The sequence below is a fragment of the Candidatus Palauibacter sp. genome (assembly GCF_965208055.1).
Lineage (GTDB): Bacteria > Gemmatimonadota > Gemmatimonadetes > Palauibacterales > Palauibacteraceae > Palauibacter.
This window is the reverse complement of the sequence record NZ_CBDBNY010000004.1, coordinates 3,829,380-3,847,014: the sequence shown is the minus strand read 5'-3', so window position 1 is coordinate 3,847,014 and position 17,635 is coordinate 3,829,380. Positions and strand designations below refer to the sequence as shown.

Below are 17,635 nucleotides of genomic sequence, written 5' to 3'. Positions count from 1 at the left end.
GGTCAGGTCGACGCGGCGCCCGAACCGCCGACGTCGACCCGGCTAATCGATGGAGGCGGGGGCTCGGTATTGGACGCCGGAGCCGCCGGAGCCACCGGACCCGCAGGCTCGGCGGCGGCCACCTCGCGGGCCCCGTCCCCGGCCGTTTCGACCGGATCGGAGCCTTCGCTCGTTTCTCGCAGCTCCCGCAACCGCTCGCTGAACCGGTCGAGGTCGCTCGATCCGTCCCCGAACCGTTCATCCTCGAAGTCGAGGTATTCGTCGAAGCGCTCGAACAGCTTCCGCAGCGAGGCGAGGAACCGGCCCCGGGTCGCCTTCAGATCGTCGACCTTGTCGTGGCAGAGGCGGACGGCTCGCTCGGCGTCGGCGAGAACGGCGCCCACGCGCATCTCGGCCTCGCGGACCCGCACGGCCGCATCGCGCTCGGACTGGCGGCGAGCCTCCTCGCGCAACTCCTGTGCCGCCAGGAGCGCTTCGTTGAGGGCCTTCTCGCGGGCCCTGTAGCTCTCGAGCTGCTGCTCTTGCTGCTCGAGCCGTTCGCTGAGCACGACGTGCTCGCGCACGTGGCGTTCGAGGCTGTCCGCCACGACCGCCAGAAACGCATCGACCTGCTGCGCGTCGTAGCCGCGCACGGAACGCCTGAAGTCGTCCCTCTTCTTGCGGACGTCAAGCGGTGTCAGGTCGATCATCTCTCCCCCAGCAGCACCGTGCCGAGCCGCACCCGCGTGCTCCCCTCCTCGATCGCGATCTCGAAATCGTTGCTCATCCCCATCGAGAGCGCCCGGCCCTCGAAGGCCGGAATCTCCGCCCGGCAGCGCTCCAGCAGCCGCGCGGCGCGCCGAAACGCGGGCCGGACCACGGTTTCGTCCACCGTAAAGGGCGCCATCATCATCAGCCCGGCCACGCGCAGACCGGGCAGTTCGCAGATCTCGGCCACGGCGTCGAGCGCCACATCCGGGCCCAGGCCGGCCTTCGCCGCCTCTCCCGACGTGTTCACCTGCACGAGCGCCTCGACCGGTTCACGCCGCTCCTCCTCGACGATGCGGCTCAGCGTGCCCGCGAGCCGTACGCTGTCCACGGATTCGACGACATCGAACAACCGGACCGCGCGTCGCGCCTTGTTGCGCTGCAGCCGGCCGATCAGGTGCCACGCGACGCCGGGCGTCAGTCCCAGTTCCGACCGCTTGCCTTCGGCTTCCGGCACCCGGTTCTCGCCGATCCGGTCCACGCCGAGCGCCTTCACGATCTCGATGCCCCGGGCGGGATGTCCCTTCGTCACGGGGAGGACCTCGACCTCGCTCGCGCGCCGCCCGGCCCGCCTCGCGGCAGCCTCGATGCGCTCTGTCACCATGGCCAGCCGGGCCTCGACCTGATCTTTCGTCACGCGGCACAGTCTACGGGGCCGCGTCCGGCGATGCGAGCCATTCGCCGGGGTCCGGCGGGACCCGGCGGCGCCCGGCGGACCCGCAAAAAACAGGCGCCCGGCGTCGCTTTGGCGTCGCCGGGCGCTTGCCGTCGCTTTCAGAAACTGCGGGACGGCCAGTGTGGTGTCTCCGTAATGCTAGATCACCTGGAACGTCACCCACTGGGAGACCCAGACCGCCGTGACCCTGTCGCGGTTCTTCGCAGGCGTGAACCTCATCTGCTGCACGACTTTCCCCGAGGCCTCGTCGAGCAGGGGGTTCCCGGAGGAGGTCTTCACCTCGAAGTTCGCGACCGCTCCGCCCTCGGTCACGTAGAGCCAGAGTTCGACGCGACCGCCGATGCCGGCATCCTTCAGCGTGCGCGGGTATTCCCGCTCCAGAATCTGCTGAACCTCACCCTGGTTCAGCATCACGGGAGGCGTGTCGTACGCGATGAAGGACGGCCGGTCCGCCGGACTCCCGGTCTCGGGAGGCGGGGGCAGGGCGTTATCCGTCGTGAACGACTCGAACGTCGTTTCCGCGATCGTGATGTCCTCGGAGATGTCGACCGATGCGACCCGCGGGGTGGCCGGACGGGCGATCTGTTCCGGCGGCGGCGGGATCTTCACTTCGGGCGGCAACGCCACGGCCTCGATTTCATCGGCGACGACGCCGAGGTCCGCTGCTTCGAACGGGCGTACGAGCACGAACAGCCCGAAGTGGAGCATGACGGCCGCCATCAGGCCGATCTGTGTCCAGTTGGTGCTCGCCCGCTTGAACTGATCGTTCGCGGTGAGCCGAATGCCGGTCTCTTCCATCGTTTTCCTCCCGGTCTCCAGAAGCCCGTGGTGTGGCTGCTACTTCCGGCAGCCCGCGGCCAGACCCCGCGTCAGCGCCGAGCCCGCATGGCGCGCTGCTCGAGTCGTGTGGCGAAGGTTACGCGCACCGCCCCGGATGCCTGCAATTCTTCCGTAATCGTATTGATCTGCTGATAAGGCACCTCGGAGTCGCCGCGAATCGCGATCACGAGTTCGCGGTTCTCCGCATAGATGGGCCGAACGGTTTCCGAGATGTCCTCGAACGGCGTCAGCACGTCGTTGATCCAGACCGAACCGTCGCGCTGAACCCAGAGATGAAGGATGTTCTGCCGTTTCTCGTCGATCTTCTCGGTGGCCTCGGCGGTCGTCCACTCGATCTGCCGGTTCCGATCCTTCCGGAAGACGGTCGTGACCATGAAGAAGATGAGAAGGAGAAACGCGATGTCGGCCATGGACGAAGTGGGGATCGACCCGTCCGACCCGGACTTTTTCTTGAAGCCGCTGTCCTTGATGGCCATCTAGTTCTCCATCTCCTGTAGCGAGATTCGCTCGGCGCCCGCCAGCTTCACTTCATCGAGCACGTTGACCATGTGACGGTAGGGCGCGTCCGGGTGCGTCTGGATGGCGGCGATGAGATTCTCGTTGCCGGCCAGTTCGGTGCGCAGGATGTTCGCGACCTGCGTGTGCGCCACGACCTGTTCCTGCTCGCTCTCTCCCCGGCGCACGATCACGCGGCCGTCGGGCTGCACGATGAAGAAGATCAGGTTCCGTCCCGACACGTCCTGCTCCTCGGCCTGCTCCGGGAGCACGATCGGCAGTCCCCGTTCCTCGTTGAACACCGTCGTCGTGAGGAAGAAGACCAGGAGGAGGAACGCGATGTCCGCCATCGAAGAGGTCGGGATCTCATCCGACACCTTCTGCTTGCGCTTCATGATCGCCATTGTGGACTTCTTTCTCCGTTTTTCGCCCGGAGGTGCGACTCGGGCGCGTCAGCTCGCCCGCGCGCCGCGGTCCTCGAGGTCCCAGATCAGCCCGAGCACTTCCTGCGCCCCTTCCTCCATGTCGAGGATGAGACGATCGATGCGGGTGACGAAAAAGTTGTAGCCGATGTTGACGGGGATCGCGATCGAGAGGCCGGTGGCGGTCGTGATGAGCGCCACCTTGATGCCGCCGGCGACGAGGCCCGGCTCGACCTGGCCCGCGATCTCGATGGCCTGGAAGGCGAGAATCATCCCGATCACGGTGCCGAGGAAACCCAGCATGGGAGCGACGTTGGCGATCGTACCGAGGACGGTGAGGCCGCGTTCGAGGAAGTCGAGCTCGATCACGCCCGTCGTTGCGATCGCCTTCTGGATGTCCTTCCCGTCGGAGCGCGCCTCGCTGCCGCGGTCGCGGAGTCGGCGCAGACCGGCGAGGAGGATCGCGGCGACGGGTCCCCGCGTCTCTTCGGCCGTCGTGATCGCTTCGCCGAGGCGGCCGCTCACGCCGAGGTTCTCGATCTCGTCGAGCAGTCGCTTCGAGTCGCGATGGGCGATCGTCAGGGTCCACGCCTTGGCCAGCATCACGCCGATCGCGATCAGCGAGCAGAGGACAAGGGGGTACATCATGAACCCGCCATCGGTGAACAGAGTCAGCAGCTCGTACTGATTGCCCATATCGCCTGTCGCCTGCCCGTGAGGGATTTGTCGCCCAATGCCGGCCTGGTCCTGGTTCGCAAGTCTAGGGGACGGACGGAGCCTCGTCAAACCGTTTGGGCCCGTCCGGCCGATCCGCGGACTCCGTGTCGATATCGGCGCCGGGGCGGCTCAGTTCGGGCGCCGCGACATCGGCCGCCAGGTGGTCCCGGAGCTGCTGCGCCGCCAGGTTCCGGCGCAGGACGCCGCGACGCGCAAGCGAGATCTGGCTCGTCTCCTCGGATACGACGACGACGTACGCGTCGGTCTCCTCCGAAAGGCCGAGCGTGGCGCGGTGCCGGGTGCCGAGCGTCCGGTCGCTGAGAGGGTACTGCGTGAGCGGCAGGTGGACGCCGGCGGCCACGATCTGCCCGTCGCGCACGACGACCGCCCCATCGTGCAGGGGCGACCTGGGCGTGAACAGCGACACGAGCAGGCTGGACGACACGTCGGCCCGGAGCCGCGTCCCCGTCTTCTCGATGTACTCCTCGAGCGACAGTTCGCGTTCGATCGCGATGATCGCCCCGGTCCGGGTGCGGGACAGTTCGGCCGCCGCTTTCGCGATCTCATCCGCGACCGCCTCGCTCCGCTCCTGAAGCCGGGTCAGCGCGCTCAGCACGCGGTTGCGGCCGATCCGGGCGAGCGCGTTCCGCAACTCCGGGTGAAAGACGACGATGAGCGCGAAGGCCCCGTAGGTGAAGGCCTGCGAGAGAATCGACCGGATGAGGTCGAGGCTGAGCCATCCCGCCGCCGCGTATACCGCGACGAGGAGGACGAGGCCGAACAGCATCTGGAACGCCCGGGTGCCGGACCAGAGGATGAGCACCCGGTAGATGAGGACCGCGACGACGGTGATCTCGAAGGCGTCCAGGAGATCGATCTGAAGGAGGCTCAGGTAGTTCCAGAGGGCATCCATCAGCCGCGGCCCCCAGCCGCCTGCGGGCGGGCGGGCGGACGGGCGCCGCGAACGTCGCCGGCGCGGCGGGCATCGACCGCGTCGCGGGCATCGATCGCGTCGATTGCGCCCTCGACGTCAAGCGCCTGGCGCGTCTCGCGAACATCGTGCACGCGGAGCACGTCGGCGCCCCGCCGCGCCGCGGCCAGGGACGCGGCCACGGAGCCCGTCACGCGCTCATCCGGCCCCACACCGAGCAGCGCTCCGAGGAAAGATTTGCGCGACGGGCCGACCCACACCGGCGCTCCGAGCGCCGCGATCTCGTCGAGCCGGGCCAGCAATTCGAGATTGCCATCCAGGGACTTGCCGAAGCCAAGCCCCGGGTCGACCGCGATCTGCCCCGGCTCGCAGCCCGCGTCGAGCGCCGTCCGCCGGGCGTCGGCCAGAGCGCCGCGCACCTCCGCCGCGATGTCGCCGTAGGCGGTGTCGAGCTGCATGGTCCGGGGCGTGCCGCGCATGTGCATGAGGACGAGCCCGACGCCCGTGCGGGCCGCGAGACCCGCCAGCGCCGGATCGGCGCGCAGGGCGGTCACATCGTTGATCGCCGCGGCGCCCGCATCGACCGCCCGCTCCGCCACCTCGAGCTTGGACGTATCCACGGAGACGGGGATCGGGAGATCGCGCAGTCCTCGGAGCACGGGTTCGAGCCGGGCCCATTCCTCTTCCGCCGGCACCGGGTCGGCGCCGGGTCGCGTGGACTCGGCGCCGATATCGAGGATCGCCGCTCCCTCTTCCGCGATCCGCCAACCTCGCGCGATCGCCGCGCGAGGCCGATCGAACCGGCCGCCGTCCGAGAACGAATCGGGCGTGACGTTGAGGATCCCCGCGATCACGGGTGATTCGAGAGAGATCTCGCGATCGCCTACCCGCCAGGTGCTTGCCGGCCCGACCGTCGAGAGCCCCATCCCCATCCGCGCGCCGGGCGCCCTCAGGCGGGGGCCGGGGCGGGCTCGCCCCCCGCACCCTCCAGCGGACGCCCCCGCTGCGGCACCGGCTCCACGGTCGCCGGCGTCGGCGGCGGCTGAACGGATTCCGGGACCGGAGCCGGCAACTCCCTGCCCGCCTCGAGCAGTTTGATGTCCTCCGAGTCGAGCGTCTCCCGCTCCAGCAGCGCCTGCGCGATCGCTTCGAGCAGCGTCTGATTCTCTTCGAGGACGGTATGCGTGGCGGCGTACGACTCATCCAGGATGCGCTTGATCTCGCCGTCCACGAGTTCGGCCGTCTTCTCGCTCACCTCGCGGCGTTGCGAGAGGTCCCGTCCCAGGAAGACCTCCTGTTCACGGTCCCCCACCGACATCGCGCCCACGGCCGGCGACATCCCGAACTGCGTGACCATGCGGCGCGCGAGGTTCGTCGCGCGCTCGATGTCGTTGCCCGCGCCGGTCGTGATCTTGCCCTCGCCGAACATCATCTCTTCGGCCACGCGACCGCCGAAGAGCATCTTGAGCTGGCCCTCGAGCCAGTCCTTCGTGTAGTTGTGGCGGTCCTCCTCCGGGAGCGAAGCCGTGATCCCGAGGGCACGCCCGCGCGGCACGATCGTCACCTTGTGGAGCGGATCCAGCCCCGGAACGCGGAGGGCGACCACGGCATGCCCCGCCTCGTGATAGGCCGTGACGCGGCGCTCTTCATCGGAGATCACCATGCTCCGGCGCTCGGTGCCGAGCATGACCTTGTCCTTGGCCCGCTCGAACTCGTCCATGTAGACGCGATCCTTGTCGTCCCGCGCCGCGATGAGCGCGGCCTCGTTCACGACGTTCTCGATATCCGCGCCCGAGAGCCCCGGCGTCCCCTTCGCCAGCACCGCGAGGTCGACATCGTCGGCGAGCGGGATGTCCTGCGTGTGCACCTGGAAAATCCCCTCGCGCCCCTTGATATCGGGATTGTCGACGACGATCTGGCGGTCGAAGCGACCCGGGCGCAGGAGCGCGGGATCGAGTACATCCGGCCGGTTCGTCGCGGCGAGGAGGATCACCCCTTCGTTCGACTCGAAGCCGTCCATCTCCACGAGCAACTGGTTCAGCGTCTGTTCCCGTTCGTCGTGCCCGCCCCCGAGACCGGCCCCGCGGTGGCGTCCGACCGCGTCGATCTCGTCGATGAAGATGATGCAGGGCGCCTGGGCCTTCCCCTGTTCGAAGAGGTCACGGACGCGGGAAGCGCCCACGCCGACGAACATCTCCACGAAGTCGGAGCCGGACATCGAGAAGAACGGTCGTCCGGCCTCCCCGGCGACGGCTCTCGCGAGGAGCGTCTTGCCGGTCCCCGGCGGCCCGACGAGCAGCGCGCCCTTCGGCAGGCGTCCGCCGAGGCGCGAGAACTTTCGCGGATCCTTGAGGAACTCGATGATCTCCTGCAATTCGTCCTTCGCTTCATCGCACCCCGCGACGTCGGCGAAGGTGATCTTCGGCGTGTCTCCGCTCAGGAGTCTGGCCTTCGACTTCCCGAAACTGAAGGCCCGCGATCCTCCGGCCTGCATCTGCCGGATGACGAAGAGCCATAGTCCGATGATGAAGATCCAGGGAAGGATCGAGATGAATACGTTCAGCCAGTTGCTGCGGGCGGGAAGCGTTTCGATCGCGATGTCGGCCGCGAGGAGTTCGCTCATGAGGGCGTCGCCGATCTCGCGCGTCGGAAGCAGGAGATGGAAGTTCCCGACTTCCGTCTCCTCGACGGTGATCGGACTCCTGAGTCTGCCCTCCACTTCGCCGGTCCCGAGGCGCACCTGGATCGACTCGATGTTCCCCTGCGTGATCTGCTGGCGGAACTGCGTGTAGGTCAGCGTCTCCCGGCTCTCCCCGGCGCCTCCCATGAACTGGAGAAGCGCGACGGGGATCAGGATCAGCAGCGCCCAGAACGACGCGGTCCTGAGCCATCGATGCATGCGGCCCGAGGAATCGCCGCCGTCCTGCCTCTGCGGCGGCCTCTGCGGCTGGTCTTGTCTCATTTTGATCTATTCCGGCCTGTTCCGGCCTGTTCCGGCTCCGATGTCTCGCCTGCGGCTGTCTCCCGAACGGCTCACGTACCGGGACACGCGATAAACGGAAGGTGACGAAAATCCTCCCCGTGATCCAATCCATACCCCACAAGGAACTCATTTGGTGCATCGAAGCCAACCCACCGGGGCTCCCACTCGAGGTCCGGCGCGATGCGCTTGTGGAGGAGCGCGCAGATCTCGAAAGAGGCGGGGCCTCGGTCGACGAGCGCGCCGCACAACTGGTTCAGCGTGGTGCCGCTGTCGACGATGTCTTCGACGAGGATGATGTGCCGGCCGGCCATCGGGGCCCGCGGGTCGTAGAGCAGTTCCACGTTGCCCGAACTCTCCGTGCCCTTGCCGTAGCTCGATGCGACGAGGAAGTCGACCTGCAGCGGCCGCCGGATCTGGCGGACCAGGTCGCCGAGGAAAACGAACGACCCCTTGAGCAGTCCCAGCAGCAGGATATCGGCGTCCGGCGGGTATGCGGCGGCGATGTCCGCTCCCATGCGGGCGACGCAGTCCGCGATCTGCGACGCGGAGTAGACGACGTGTCCGAGGGGCTCGCCCCCGGTGTACTCCGTGAACTCGCGTTCCGCGGCTTTCATCGTGCCGGTCTCAGCGCTCGGTGAATCCAATGGACTCCAATGGCGAACCACGCTCCTCCGGGGTCGGGCGGCTCCACCGCCGCCCGGGAGTGCCCGGCCACCCACAGCACTTTCCGGTCGGCATCCACCACGACCGGCACGGCTGCGCGACCCGAAGCCGGCACGCGACGCTCCACCAGGAGCTTCGCCACCTTTCGCGACCCGGCCGGCGTGCGGATCCGGTCTCCGGGTTCCGGTCCCCGTACCCGGATCGGGAACCTGATCCCGTTGACGGGGAAAGCCGTCGCCCAGCGTTCCGTGCCCTCGAGGGCGCCCCAGCGCACCTCATAGGCCCTCCCGCCGAGGCGAACCGGCGCCCGGCCCGCCCGCATCCGATCGATGTCGAGTTCGCGGTCGGACGGCGCCTGACGCGCGCGACGTACGTGAATCCGGTCGAACTCGCGCTCGACCCGCAGACCTGCCGCGATGTCCACTCCGCGCCCGCTCTCCCCCGTGTCGATGAAGGATGCGCCCACCCGGGTTCCGCGCCGGGACACCCGGAAACCCATGTCCCGGGCGACCCGCCGCAACATGCGGCCGCGAGCCGCCCGATCATACCCCAGCAACCGGGACCGGGCAATTTGCGCGCCGGCGGCGCTTTCCCGGTATCCCGCGGCGGCGAGACGCCGCCGGGCGCCCGCTTCCAGCCCCCCCTCGGCCACCAGTGCATGCCTTCCGAGTTCCGCCAGCAGTCGGCGCACGGACGGCTCCCGGTCGGCCAGGGCCGGCAGCAGCCCGTACCGCACCCGCGAGCGCCGATAACGGGGATGCCGGTTTGCGGGATCCTTCACCCACTCCCGCCCCGCGGCCCGCAGCCAGCCTCTCAGTTCCTCTCGCCCGAAGCCGAGCAGCGGACGCACGAACGCGCCGCGGCGCGCGGGGATGCCGGCCAGCCCGCGAAAGCCGGGGCCGCGCAGGAGGTTCAGCAACACCGTCTCCACATGGTCATCGCGCTGGTGCGCGAGGGCGACGCGGTCCGCCCCGGCCCGACGCCGCGCCTCGGCCAGGAACGCGTATCGGGCCGCCCGCCACTCCGCGTGGCCGCCCGCGAGTCCGTTCGCCCGGCCCACGTCGCACGGAACTCCGGCCCGGCGGCAGAGTTCCGCCGCTCGCGCGGCCTGTGCGGCGCTTTCCGGCTGCAGCCCGTGGTCGAAGTGGGCCGCGCTCAGCGTCAGCGGCCATGACTCGCCGAGCGCGCGGAGGAGATGGAGGAGCGCGACCGAGTCCGATCCGCCGGAGAAGGCCACGAGGACGCGCGAGCCTCGCGGCAGAAGCTCCGGAGTCGCCTCGAGCGCGCGCCGCAGGCGGGCCTCCACGCCGGCGCCCGCAGCGCGCGGGGCTTCGGCGCGGAGGGTCAGGACTCTCCTGGCGGGAGGCGGTCGCGGCACGCCGCCGGGCCGCGGCGGAAGTCCAGTTCCTCGGCCACGGAAACGCCGAACGTCGGCCGTGCCGGCAACTCCCCGAACGCGATCTCCGACGGGGCGTCGGCAGAGGGATCGGGAGAGGGATCCGCGGAGGCGGTCCCGGATCGGCCGAGCTTGCGCCCGTGCTCCCAGACGCGATCCCGCCCGGTGACGTATGCCCGCAGGGCGCCGGTGATGTCCTTCGGTCCGCTCAAACCTCCATCACCTCCGCTTCCCTGCGCGTCAGCATCTCGTCGATCTTCTTCACGTATTCGTCAGTATGCGTCTGGACCTCCGCCATCGTGCGGCGGCAGATGTCCTCGCCGACCTCCCCGTCCCGCTGCATCCTCAGAAGCTGGTCGCGCGCATCGTGTCTCGCGTGCCGGATCGACACCCGCCCCTCTTCCGCCATCCGGTGGAGGATCTTGACGAGTTCGCGGCGGCGCTCCTCGGTCAGCGGCGGAATGGGCACCCGGACGACGACGCCGTCCACCGAAGGGTTGAGCCCCAGGTCGCCGCTCTGGATCGCGCGCGCGACATCGCCGGCGATGTTCGGGTCGTACGGCTGCACCAGAAGCATCGTCGGCTCGGGGGCGCTGACGTTGGCCACCTGCCGCAACTGTACGATCGAGCCGTACGCTTCGACCCTCACGCCGTCGAGAATCGCCGTCGTCGCCTTGCCCGTACGAACGGTGGCGAATTCCCGCGCGATCGCCTCGATCGCGCTATCCATCGCCAGGACCGCATTCTCCAGCGTCTCCTCCGGCACCGTCCCCTCCGATCTCCACGAATCCTACGCGACGAGGGTCCCGATCCTCTCGCCTCGCAACGCTGCCAGGATTGCACCAGGCCGCTTGATGTTCAAGACGACGATGGGCAGCGAGTTGTCCTTGCACAGCGAGATCGCCGCCGCGTCCATGACGCCGAGTTCACGGGTCATCACTTCGAGATACCCGATCTCGTCGATGAGCGAGGCCTCCGGGTCGGTCTCCGGATCCGCAGTGTACACCCCGTCGACCCGCGTCGCCTTCATGATCACGTCGGCTTCCATCTCGATCGCCCGGAGCACGGCCGCCGTATCGGTGGAAAAATACGGGTTCCCGGTGCCTCCGGCGAAGATCACGACCCTTCCCTTCTCGATATGCCGCAGCGCGCGACGCCGGATGTAGGGCTCCGCGAGTTCTTCCATCCGGATGGCGGACATGACCCGCGTCTCCACGCCGGACTGCTCGAGCATGTCCTGAAGCGCCATCGCGTTGATCACGGTCGCGAGCATGCCCATGTAGTCCGCGCTCACCCGATCCATGCCGCGCGCGCTCGCCACCGTGCCGCGCATGATGTTCCCGCCGCCCACGACGAGTCCGAGGCTCACGCCGCTCCCGTGGACGCGACGGATGTCGTGCGTGAGTTCCTCGATGGCCGGCGGGTCGATGCCGAACCCCCGATTCCCGGCGAGCGACTCGCCGGAGAGCTTCACGAGGGCGCGGCGATACTTGAGATCGCCCGCGGCCCCCGGAATCGGGTCCGCGGAACTCAGCCGCCCACCTCGAAGCGGGCGAACCGCCGAACCGCCAGGTCCTCTCCCGCCTTGCCCAGGACCTCCTTCACCGTCAGGTCCGGATCCCGCACATAGGCCTGCCAGAGAAGCGCGTTCTCCTCATAGAACTTGCGCATGCGGCCCTCCACGATCTTCTCCGTGATCGAGGCCGGCTTGCCCTGCTCCAGCGCCTGTTCGGTCAGCAGCTTGCGCTCGCGTTCGACCTCCTCCTCCGGAATGTCGTCCGGCGACACGCCCCGGGGATTCGTGGCCGCGGCATGCATCGCGATCCCGCGGGCCGCCTCTACCGCCGCGTCGCCGGAGTCTGAAACCTCCAACAGCACGCCGATGCGATTCCCGAAGTGGACGTAGGAGGCGAAGGCCCCCTGCGCGCCGACGTCATAGCGCACGGCCCGTCCCAGCTGGATGTTCTCTCCGACCTGGACCCGCAGCTCGTTGAGGCGGCTCTCGATCGCGTCTCCGCCCTCGAACTGCAGCAGCGCGGCGCCCTGCACGGTCTCCCCGTCCGGCACCGGGAGGTCGAGCAGCCGGTCGGCCAGATCCCGCGAGAAATCCTCGAACGCATCGCTGCGCGCGACGAAGTCCGTTTCGCTCAGCACCTCGACCATCGAGGCGGACCCATCGCGCATCGCGATGCGGATCGTGCCTTCCGACACCGCGCGCGCCACGCGCTTCGCCGCCTTCGCCGCGCCCGCTTTCCTCAGCAGGTCGATGGCCCGCTCCGAATCTCCGTCCGACTCGATGAGCGCGCGCTTGCAGTCCATCATCCCGGCGCCTGTCCGGTCGCGGAGAGCCTTCACCGCCCCGGCCGTGATCTGCGTCATGGTCTCCATGTCTCCTTCCCAAAAAAAAGGGCCACCGAAGTGGCCCCTTGCGGTCACTTCTCTTCTGACTCCACCTCTCCGACAACGGCCGCTTCGGCACCCTCCGATCCGGCGTCCGCCGCGGGTTCCGGGTTGTCGACCGTTGCGGCGCTCGCCGCAGTCTCGGCGCTGGCCTCCGTCTCGGCGCTCTCGGCGTCCGCAGCACCCTCGGCCGACTCGGCGGCCCCGTCGGCACCCTCTATCACAGCTGGATGGTGCAGTCGCTGCGCGATGACCTCGGGCCGCGGCTTTCGCCTCGGCCTCCGTCGGCGCGAACTGCCCGCGGCGTCGGCGACCCCGCCGGCGTCGCTCGAATACGTGTACGCCTGCGACTCCGCCTCGTCCCGTCCCGCCTCCGGAATCTCGCGGCGCGATGCCTCCACCACGTCCGCGACCGAGCGCGTGATCAGGGAGACGGAGCGAATCGCGTCGTCGTTGCCCGCGATGGCGATCGTGAGGAGATCGGGATCCGCGTTCGTGTCCGCGATCGCGACGACCGGGATGCCGAGGCGGTTCGCCTCGCGCACCGCGATCTCTTCGCGGGTGGAATCCACCACGAACACGAGCCCCGGCAGCTTCGTCATTTCCTTGATGCCGGACAGATAACGGTCGAGCTTCTGCCGCTCGCGCTCGAGGAGCAGCCGCTCCTTCTTCGTGTAGAACTCGAACGCCCCTTCCTCGACGCCCCGCTCGAGTTCCTTCAGGCGCGCGATGTTCTTCTTGATCGTCTGGAAGTTGGTGAGCATGCCGCCCAGCCAGCGTTCCGTGACGTAGAAGGAACCGCAGCGCTCGGCCTCTCCCCGCACGACGCGGGCGAGCTGAGGCTTGGTGCACACGAAGAGCACGGATTTGCCCGCGACGATCGTCTGGCGCACGAGTTCGTGTGCCCGCTCGAGCTCCCGTTGCGTCTTCTTGAGATCGATGAGGTAGATCCCGCCGCACTCGGCGAAGATGTATTTCCGCATCTTCGGGTTCCAGCGATGTGTCTGGTGCCCGAAGTGTACGCCCGCCTTCAAGAGGTCCTGCAGCTCGACGCCCATGCGTTCGGCTTTCCGCCTTCCGCTATCGTTTGGAGAACTGGAAGCGCTTGCGCGCCTTGGGACGACCCGGCTTCTTCCGCTCGACGATTCGGGGATCGCGGGTCAACATGCCGTGAGACCGCAACGTGCGCCGGCGCTCCTCATCCATCGCGAGGAGGGCGCGGGCGATGCCCAGGCGCGTGGCCTCCGCCTGGCCGGTGATTCCGCCTCCTCGGACCCGCACGGCGATGTCGTACGACGCTCGTGTCCCGGTGACATCGAGGGGCGCCGCGACGAGCGAACGGTGTCGCGGGATCGTGAAGTACTCTTCGAAAGCCCGGCCATTCACATTCACGACGCCCACACCACGCTTCATCGTGATGCGGGACACCGACTTCTTCCGACGTCCGACCGACTGGACCTGTTCCGTATCCGCCAACTCTCGTCTCCCTGGCAGTCCCTGCGCGCTCTCTGCTATTCCGTGACCGCTATTCCGTGACCGCTATTGCGTGACCGCGTCGAAGGGGCGGGGACTCTGAGGCGCGTGCGGATGCTCCGGCCCCGCGTACACTTTCAACTTGCCGAGCATCTGCCGGCCGAGCGCGTTCTTCGGCAGCATGCCCTTCACCGCCAGCTTGATCACCCGGTCCGGGTATCGATCGAGCATGCGCCGGAAGGGGATGAAGCGCTCTCCACCCATGTAGCCGGAGTGGCGGAAGTATTCCTTCTGATCCGCCTTGTTCCCGGTCAGCCGCACACGCTCGGCGTTCACGACGACGACGTAGTCGCCGGTGTCGAGGTGCGTGCTGTAGATCGGCTTGTGCTTTCCGCGAAGAACGGTCGCGATCCTCGTCGCGAGACGGCCGAGAACCTGATCCGCGGCGTCGACCACGTACCAGTCCCGTTCGATCTCCCCCGCCTTCACCGAGTACGTCTTCATTCGTTCTGCCCACCTCAAAAAAACCGCCCGGCGGGACGGATGCCGAGCGCGTGAAAATGATAGCCCGTGAAGCTATTCAGGGCTTCGCACGAAGTCAATCGCGCGTGAAGGCGTATCTTCGCATGGGACGGGAGGGCGGCGCGTCCCTGCGGCAGGCGCTTCCGGCCCGGGGCGCGCCGTCGTTGACGTAGCGAACGAGGCCGGACCGTTCGGCGCCCGCGCGCAGCCGCGAGAGCCCGCGCTCCTTGAGTTGCCGCGTCCGCTCGCGGGACACGTCGAGGACCGCCGAGATCTCGGCCGGCGTCTGGGGCCGCTCGAAACCCAGACCGAAGTAGCGGCGCACGACCTCCGATTCGAGCGGCGGGAGGTCGGCCAGACTCGCCTCGATGGCCTCGTGCAGCCGCTCCCGAACCAGCCCGGCTCCGGGCTCCGGCGCCTGTTCGTCGGGGAGGAGTTCCTCATAGGTGCAGGCGCTCCCGGGGGCCATCTCGTCGAGGGAAAAACGGTGTGGGGCGGGTTCGCCGGGAGGCCGCTGATCGTCGTGGTCGGCGATGGCCTGCGACATGGCCCGCCGCACCCAGTAGTGCGCGTAGCTGATGAAACGGACGCCGCGCTCCGGGTCGAAGCGGTCGGCGGCGCGCACGAGCCCCAGATTCCCTTCGTTCACGAGGTCGGCCAGCGGGACGCCGCGACCGCGGTATGCGCGCGCGACCGACACGACGAAGCGGAGATTCGCGCTGACGAGCCGTACGCGCGCCGCCTCGTCGCCGGCTCGACTTCGCCGCGCCAATTCCACTTCGGCTTCCGCGTCCAGCAGGCTCTCGCGACCGATGTCCGCCAGGTAGCGCTCGAATATCCGGACCATTCCGGGTCGACCTCAGTCGACGCCGCGCAGAATCCGGCCCCAGCGGATCTCGGTGAGCCAGGACATGGGGCCCCTCGGCTCACGAGCGTACGAATAGTACACGAGGAAGGGTCTTCCCCGGATCGCATCCCTGGGCACGAAGCCCCAGTAGCGGGAGTCCTCGGAGTTCGACCGGTTGTCGCCCATGACGAAGTAGCTGTCCTCCGGCACGACCAGGGGCCCCCAGTTGTTTCGCGTCGTCACCGTCCCGGCGCGGCGCGCGCCATCGGTCAGGAACCGGCGCTGCCACGCAAACTTCGGGCTCGGGGCGTCGGGGAAGTCCGACGCGGCCTTCACGTAAGGTTCCTCGAACGGAACGCCGTTCACGAACAGCCGCGCCCGCCGCATGCGCAGCGTATCTCCCGGCATCCCGACGATCCGCTTTACGTAGTTCGTGCGAGGGGGCTGTTCGGCCGACTCCGGGGGCTCGAACACGACCACGTCGCCGCGCGAGGGCTCGCCGAACGCGGGCAACTCCAGTGCGGTGCCGGGGATCTCGGCTCCGTACACCATCTTGTTGACGAGGAGGAAATCGCCGATCAGAAGCGTGTTTTCCATGGAGGCGGTCGGAATCTGGAAGGCCTCCACGACGAAGGTCCGGATGAAGAGAAACAGGACGAGGGCGATGAAGATGGACTTCGTCCACTCCCACATCCATCGGCCGACGGACGCGTCGCGACCCCGTCGCGCCCGGACCGTGGGAGCTCGAAACCAGCGGACGCGCCGCCGCGACGCGCCGTCTTCCAGTCCCGCTTCCAATCCCGCTTCCGGGCCTTCGCCTTCCGTGCCGGAAGCGGTTCCCTCAGTCGGTCGTTCCTCCATTCCACCCTTCCCTGTTCCACAAGCCGGTGATCGGCGGTCCCGCGCGCACTCCGGTTTCGGATCCCGTGTGCGGGCCGCCCGCACTATGTGATGTACGGCGGGGCCTCAACGGGGTCTCACCTCACGGCCTCACTTCACGGCTTCACCAATCGACATCGATCTGCGCGCGCTGCAGCGTACCGCTGTAATCGACGTACGCGACCTTCGTTTCCGTGTAGAACTCGTAGACTTCCCACCCCCCTTCGCGGTGCCCGTTGCCCGTGTTTTTCACGCCGCCGAAGGGGAGGTGCGCCTCCGCGCCGATGGTGGGCGCGTTCACGTAGGTGATGCCGTTGTCGAGTTCCTCCACGGCGCGAAACGACGCCGTCACATCCCGCGTGTAGATCGACGACGAGAGCCCGTATGGAACTTCGTTGTTGATATCGAAGGCTTCGTCGATCGTGTCGAAGCGGATCACGGAGAGCACCGGCCCGAAGATCTCCTCGCACGCGGCCCGGTGCCCTCTGTCGACGCCCGCGAGGACCGTCGGCTCGAAGAACCAGCCGTCGGCGAGGCCGCTCTCCGCCGGCCGTCCGCCCCCCGTCGCCACCGTCGCCCCCTCGTCGCGGGCGATCGCGATGTAGCGTTCGCACTTCTCGCGAGCGGCCTCGTGGATGAGCGGCCCCACGTCGACGCCGGCCTCCAGCCCGTCGCCGAGGCGGAGGGAGCGCGCCTCGTAGCACAGTCTCTCCACGAAGTCGTCGTGAATGTCGCTCTGCAGGAGGAGGCGGCTCGTCGCGGTGCAGCGCTGCCCCGCCGTGCCGAAGGCGCCCCACAGCACGCCCTCGAGGGCGAGATCGAGGTCCGCATCGGACATGACGATCTGCGCGTTCTTGCCGCCCATCTCGAGGGAGAGGCGCTTGTGCATGCGCCCCGCGACCTCGCCGATCCGGCTGCCCGTCTCCGTGGATCCGGTGAAGGAGAGGCCGGGGACGCCGGGGTGCTCGACGATGGCGCGCCCGATCGTCTCGCCCCGGCCGTGCAGCAACTGCACGCACTCGGGCGGCAGGCCGGCCTCGAGCAGGATCTCCACGAACCGATGGGCGCTGTGGGGCACATCCTCCGAGGGCTTGTAGATGATGCTGTTCCCGCAGAGCAGCGCGGGGAAAATCTTCCAGCTCGGGACGGCAACCGGGAAGTTGAAGGGGGTGATGATCCCGAACACGCCGATGGGACGCCGGAACGACATCGCCCACTTGCTCCGCAGCTCGGAGGGCGCCGTGCGTCCGAAGAGGCGCCGGCCTTCCACCGCCGCGTAGTAGGCCGTGTCGATGGCTTCCTGCACATCGCCCCGCGTCTCGTCGAGCACCTTTCCCATTTCGCGCGTGGCCGTGCGCGCGAGATCCTCCTTGTGCCGCGTGAGCAGGTCCCCCGCTTTCTTCAGCACCAGACCCCGCTCGGGGGCCGGGGTCCGGGACCACTCCTCGAAGCCGCGCTGCGCGGAGGCCACGGCGGCGTCCAGTTCGGACGCGCCGGTGTCCGGGAAGAGGCCGATGAGGTCCGGCGTGCGCGCCGGGTTTCGGTTCTCGATGTAGTCGCCGGTGGCGGGCTCGGTCCACTCGCCCGCGACGTAGTTGCGGAACTTCTCAGCCATTGCCGGAGAGACTCCGTGTTCAGTGATGC

21 protein-coding genes and 1 pseudogene are annotated in these 17,635 nt (G+C 68.3%); all 22 read right to left on the bottom strand.

Annotation, left to right across the window (positions count from 1 at the left end):
- Window positions 1-2: 2 nt before the first annotated feature.
- The gene (locus tag ACOGXI_RS16875) at window positions 3-689 is read right to left on the bottom strand and encodes a DivIVA domain-containing protein (RefSeq protein ID WP_419939967.1); all 687 of its coding nucleotides are present in this window, start codon (window positions 687-689) and stop codon (window positions 3-5) included.
- Complete coding sequence (locus ACOGXI_RS16870) at window positions 686-1,384, bottom strand: YggS family pyridoxal phosphate-dependent enzyme (protein WP_419939966.1); 699 nt, start codon at window positions 1,382-1,384, stop codon at window positions 686-688. Before ACOGXI_RS16870 ends, ACOGXI_RS16875 begins: the two co-directional genes overlap by 4 nt.
- 177 nt (window positions 1,385-1,561) lie before the next feature.
- The gene (locus ACOGXI_RS16865; protein WP_419939965.1) at window positions 1,562-2,221 is read right to left on the bottom strand and encodes an energy transducer TonB; all 660 of its coding nucleotides are present in this window, start codon (window positions 2,219-2,221) and stop codon (window positions 1,562-1,564) included.
- Window positions 2,222-2,292: 71 nt separating this feature from the next.
- Complete coding sequence (locus ACOGXI_RS16860) at window positions 2,293-2,637, bottom strand: ExbD/TolR family protein (RefSeq protein WP_419862377.1); 345 nt, start codon at window positions 2,635-2,637, stop codon at window positions 2,293-2,295.
- A pseudogene (locus ACOGXI_RS16855) lies at window positions 2,619-2,739 on the bottom strand (ExbD/TolR family protein); the annotation flags it as partial. The gene ACOGXI_RS16860 and the pseudogene ACOGXI_RS16855, both read right to left, overlap by 19 nt.
- Complete coding sequence (locus ACOGXI_RS16850; RefSeq protein ID WP_419939964.1) at window positions 2,740-3,162, bottom strand: ExbD/TolR family protein; 423 nt, start codon at window positions 3,160-3,162, stop codon at window positions 2,740-2,742.
- Window positions 3,163-3,210: 48 nt separating this feature from the next.
- Window positions 3,211-3,876: a MotA/TolQ/ExbB proton channel family protein gene (locus tag ACOGXI_RS16845; RefSeq protein ID WP_419939963.1), complete on the bottom strand. Its 666-nt coding sequence runs from the start codon at window positions 3,874-3,876 to the stop codon at window positions 3,211-3,213.
- Window positions 3,877-3,940: 64 nt separating this feature from the next.
- Window positions 3,941-4,810 (bottom strand): diadenylate cyclase CdaA, encoded by an 870-nt coding sequence (gene cdaA, locus ACOGXI_RS16840; protein ID WP_419939962.1) that lies wholly within the window; start codon window positions 4,808-4,810, stop codon window positions 3,941-3,943.
- The gene (folP, locus tag ACOGXI_RS16835; RefSeq protein WP_419939961.1) at window positions 4,810-5,682 is read right to left on the bottom strand and encodes a dihydropteroate synthase; all 873 of its coding nucleotides are present in this window, start codon (window positions 5,680-5,682) and stop codon (window positions 4,810-4,812) included. Before folP ends, cdaA begins: the two co-directional genes overlap by 1 nt.
- Window positions 5,683-5,777: 95 nt before the next feature.
- Window positions 5,778-7,727: an ATP-dependent zinc metalloprotease FtsH gene (ftsH, locus tag ACOGXI_RS16830; protein ID WP_419940237.1), complete on the bottom strand. Its 1,950-nt coding sequence runs from the start codon at window positions 7,725-7,727 to the stop codon at window positions 5,778-5,780.
- A gap of 134 nt (window positions 7,728-7,861) precedes the next feature.
- The gene (gene hpt / locus ACOGXI_RS16825; protein WP_419939960.1) at window positions 7,862-8,425 is read right to left on the bottom strand and encodes a hypoxanthine phosphoribosyltransferase; all 564 of its coding nucleotides are present in this window, start codon (window positions 8,423-8,425) and stop codon (window positions 7,862-7,864) included.
- Window positions 8,422-9,852 (bottom strand): tRNA lysidine(34) synthetase TilS, encoded by a 1,431-nt coding sequence (tilS, locus tag ACOGXI_RS16820; protein WP_419939959.1) that lies wholly within the window; start codon window positions 9,850-9,852, stop codon window positions 8,422-8,424. The genes hpt and tilS overlap by 4 nt, the downstream gene beginning before the upstream one ends.
- On the bottom strand, window positions 9,819-10,082 hold the full coding sequence (locus ACOGXI_RS16815) for a hypothetical protein (protein WP_419939958.1): 264 nt from the start codon (window positions 10,080-10,082) through the stop codon (window positions 9,819-9,821). The genes tilS and ACOGXI_RS16815 overlap by 34 nt, the downstream gene beginning before the upstream one ends.
- A complete protein-coding gene (gene frr, locus ACOGXI_RS16810; RefSeq protein WP_419939957.1) occupies window positions 10,079-10,636 on the bottom strand; it encodes a ribosome recycling factor in 558 nt (185 codons plus the stop codon). Before frr ends, ACOGXI_RS16815 begins: the two co-directional genes overlap by 4 nt.
- A 24-nt stretch (window positions 10,637-10,660) precedes the next feature.
- Window positions 10,661-11,386, bottom strand: a complete 726-nt coding sequence (gene pyrH, locus ACOGXI_RS16805) for a UMP kinase (protein ID WP_419940236.1) — start codon at window positions 11,384-11,386, stop codon at window positions 10,661-10,663.
- Between the two features lie 14 nt (window positions 11,387-11,400).
- Window positions 11,401-12,249 carry a translation elongation factor Ts gene (tsf, locus tag ACOGXI_RS16800; protein WP_419939956.1) on the bottom strand — a complete coding sequence of 283 codons (849 nt, stop codon included), beginning with the start codon at window positions 12,247-12,249 and terminating at the stop codon, window positions 11,401-11,403.
- Window positions 12,250-12,302: 53 nt separating this feature from the next.
- The gene (gene rpsB / locus ACOGXI_RS16795) at window positions 12,303-13,328 is read right to left on the bottom strand and encodes a 30S ribosomal protein S2 (RefSeq protein ID WP_419939955.1); all 1,026 of its coding nucleotides are present in this window, start codon (window positions 13,326-13,328) and stop codon (window positions 12,303-12,305) included.
- A 22-nt stretch (window positions 13,329-13,350) separates the two neighbouring features.
- On the bottom strand, window positions 13,351-13,746 hold the full coding sequence (rpsI, locus tag ACOGXI_RS16790; RefSeq protein WP_419939954.1) for a 30S ribosomal protein S9: 396 nt from the start codon (window positions 13,744-13,746) through the stop codon (window positions 13,351-13,353).
- A gap of 63 nt (window positions 13,747-13,809) precedes the next feature.
- Window positions 13,810-14,247, bottom strand: coding sequence for a 50S ribosomal protein L13 (gene rplM / locus ACOGXI_RS16785; protein WP_419939953.1), 438 nt, complete (start codon window positions 14,245-14,247; stop codon window positions 13,810-13,812).
- A gap of 94 nt (window positions 14,248-14,341) precedes the next feature.
- The gene (locus ACOGXI_RS16780) at window positions 14,342-15,112 is read right to left on the bottom strand and encodes a sigma-70 family RNA polymerase sigma factor (protein WP_419939952.1); all 771 of its coding nucleotides are present in this window, start codon (window positions 15,110-15,112) and stop codon (window positions 14,342-14,344) included.
- Between the two features lie 12 nt (window positions 15,113-15,124).
- Entirely contained in the window at window positions 15,125-15,973 is an 849-nt protein-coding gene (gene lepB, locus ACOGXI_RS16775; protein WP_419939951.1) for a signal peptidase I, read from the bottom strand.
- A 142-nt stretch (window positions 15,974-16,115) separates the two neighbouring features.
- A complete protein-coding gene (locus tag ACOGXI_RS16770; protein ID WP_419939950.1) occupies window positions 16,116-17,606 on the bottom strand; it encodes an aldehyde dehydrogenase family protein in 1,491 nt (496 codons plus the stop codon).
- Window positions 17,607-17,635 lie beyond the last annotated feature (29 nt).

What these genes read in the sequence shown, in the direction of transcription:
- ACOGXI_RS16845 (WP_419939963.1), bottom strand. Translation starts at nt 3,876, where the DNA reads ATGGGCAATCAGTACGAGCTGCTGACTCTGTTCACCGATGGCGGGTTC.
- ACOGXI_RS16770 (WP_419939950.1), bottom strand. Translation starts at nt 17,606, where the DNA reads ATGGCTGAGAAGTTCCGCAACTACGTCGCGGGCGAGTGGACCGAGCCC.
- hpt (WP_419939960.1), bottom strand. Translation starts at nt 8,425, where the DNA reads ATGAAAGCCGCGGAACGCGAGTTCACGGAGTACACCGGGGGCGAGCCC.
- ACOGXI_RS16875 (WP_419939967.1), bottom strand. Translation starts at nt 689, where the DNA reads ATGATCGACCTGACACCGCTTGACGTCCGCAAGAAGAGGGACGACTTC.
- ACOGXI_RS16865 (WP_419939965.1), bottom strand. Translation starts at nt 2,221, where the DNA reads ATGGAAGAGACCGGCATTCGGCTCACCGCGAACGATCAGTTCAAGCGG.
- tsf (WP_419939956.1), bottom strand. Translation starts at nt 12,249, where the DNA reads ATGACGCAGATCACGGCCGGGGCGGTGAAGGCTCTCCGCGACCGGACA.
- ftsH (WP_419940237.1), bottom strand. Translation starts at nt 7,727, where the DNA reads ATGCATCGATGGCTCAGGACCGCGTCGTTCTGGGCGCTGCTGATCCTG.
- ACOGXI_RS16850 (WP_419939964.1), bottom strand. Translation starts at nt 3,162, where the DNA reads ATGGCGATCATGAAGCGCAAGCAGAAGGTGTCGGATGAGATCCCGACC.
- rpsB (WP_419939955.1), bottom strand. Translation starts at nt 13,328, where the DNA reads ATGGGCGTCGAGCTGCAGGACCTCTTGAAGGCGGGCGTACACTTCGGG.
- rplM (WP_419939953.1), bottom strand. Translation starts at nt 14,247, where the DNA reads ATGAAGACGTACTCGGTGAAGGCGGGGGAGATCGAACGGGACTGGTAC.
- lepB (WP_419939951.1), bottom strand. Translation starts at nt 15,973, where the DNA reads ATGGAGGAACGACCGACTGAGGGAACCGCTTCCGGCACGGAAGGCGAA.
- ACOGXI_RS16860 (WP_419862377.1), bottom strand. Translation starts at nt 2,637, where the DNA reads ATGGTCACGACCGTCTTCCGGAAGGATCGGAACCGGCAGATCGAGTGG.
- cdaA (WP_419939962.1), bottom strand. Translation starts at nt 4,810, where the DNA reads ATGGATGCCCTCTGGAACTACCTGAGCCTCCTTCAGATCGATCTCCTG.
- ACOGXI_RS16780 (WP_419939952.1), bottom strand. Translation starts at nt 15,112, where the DNA reads ATGGTCCGGATATTCGAGCGCTACCTGGCGGACATCGGTCGCGAGAGC.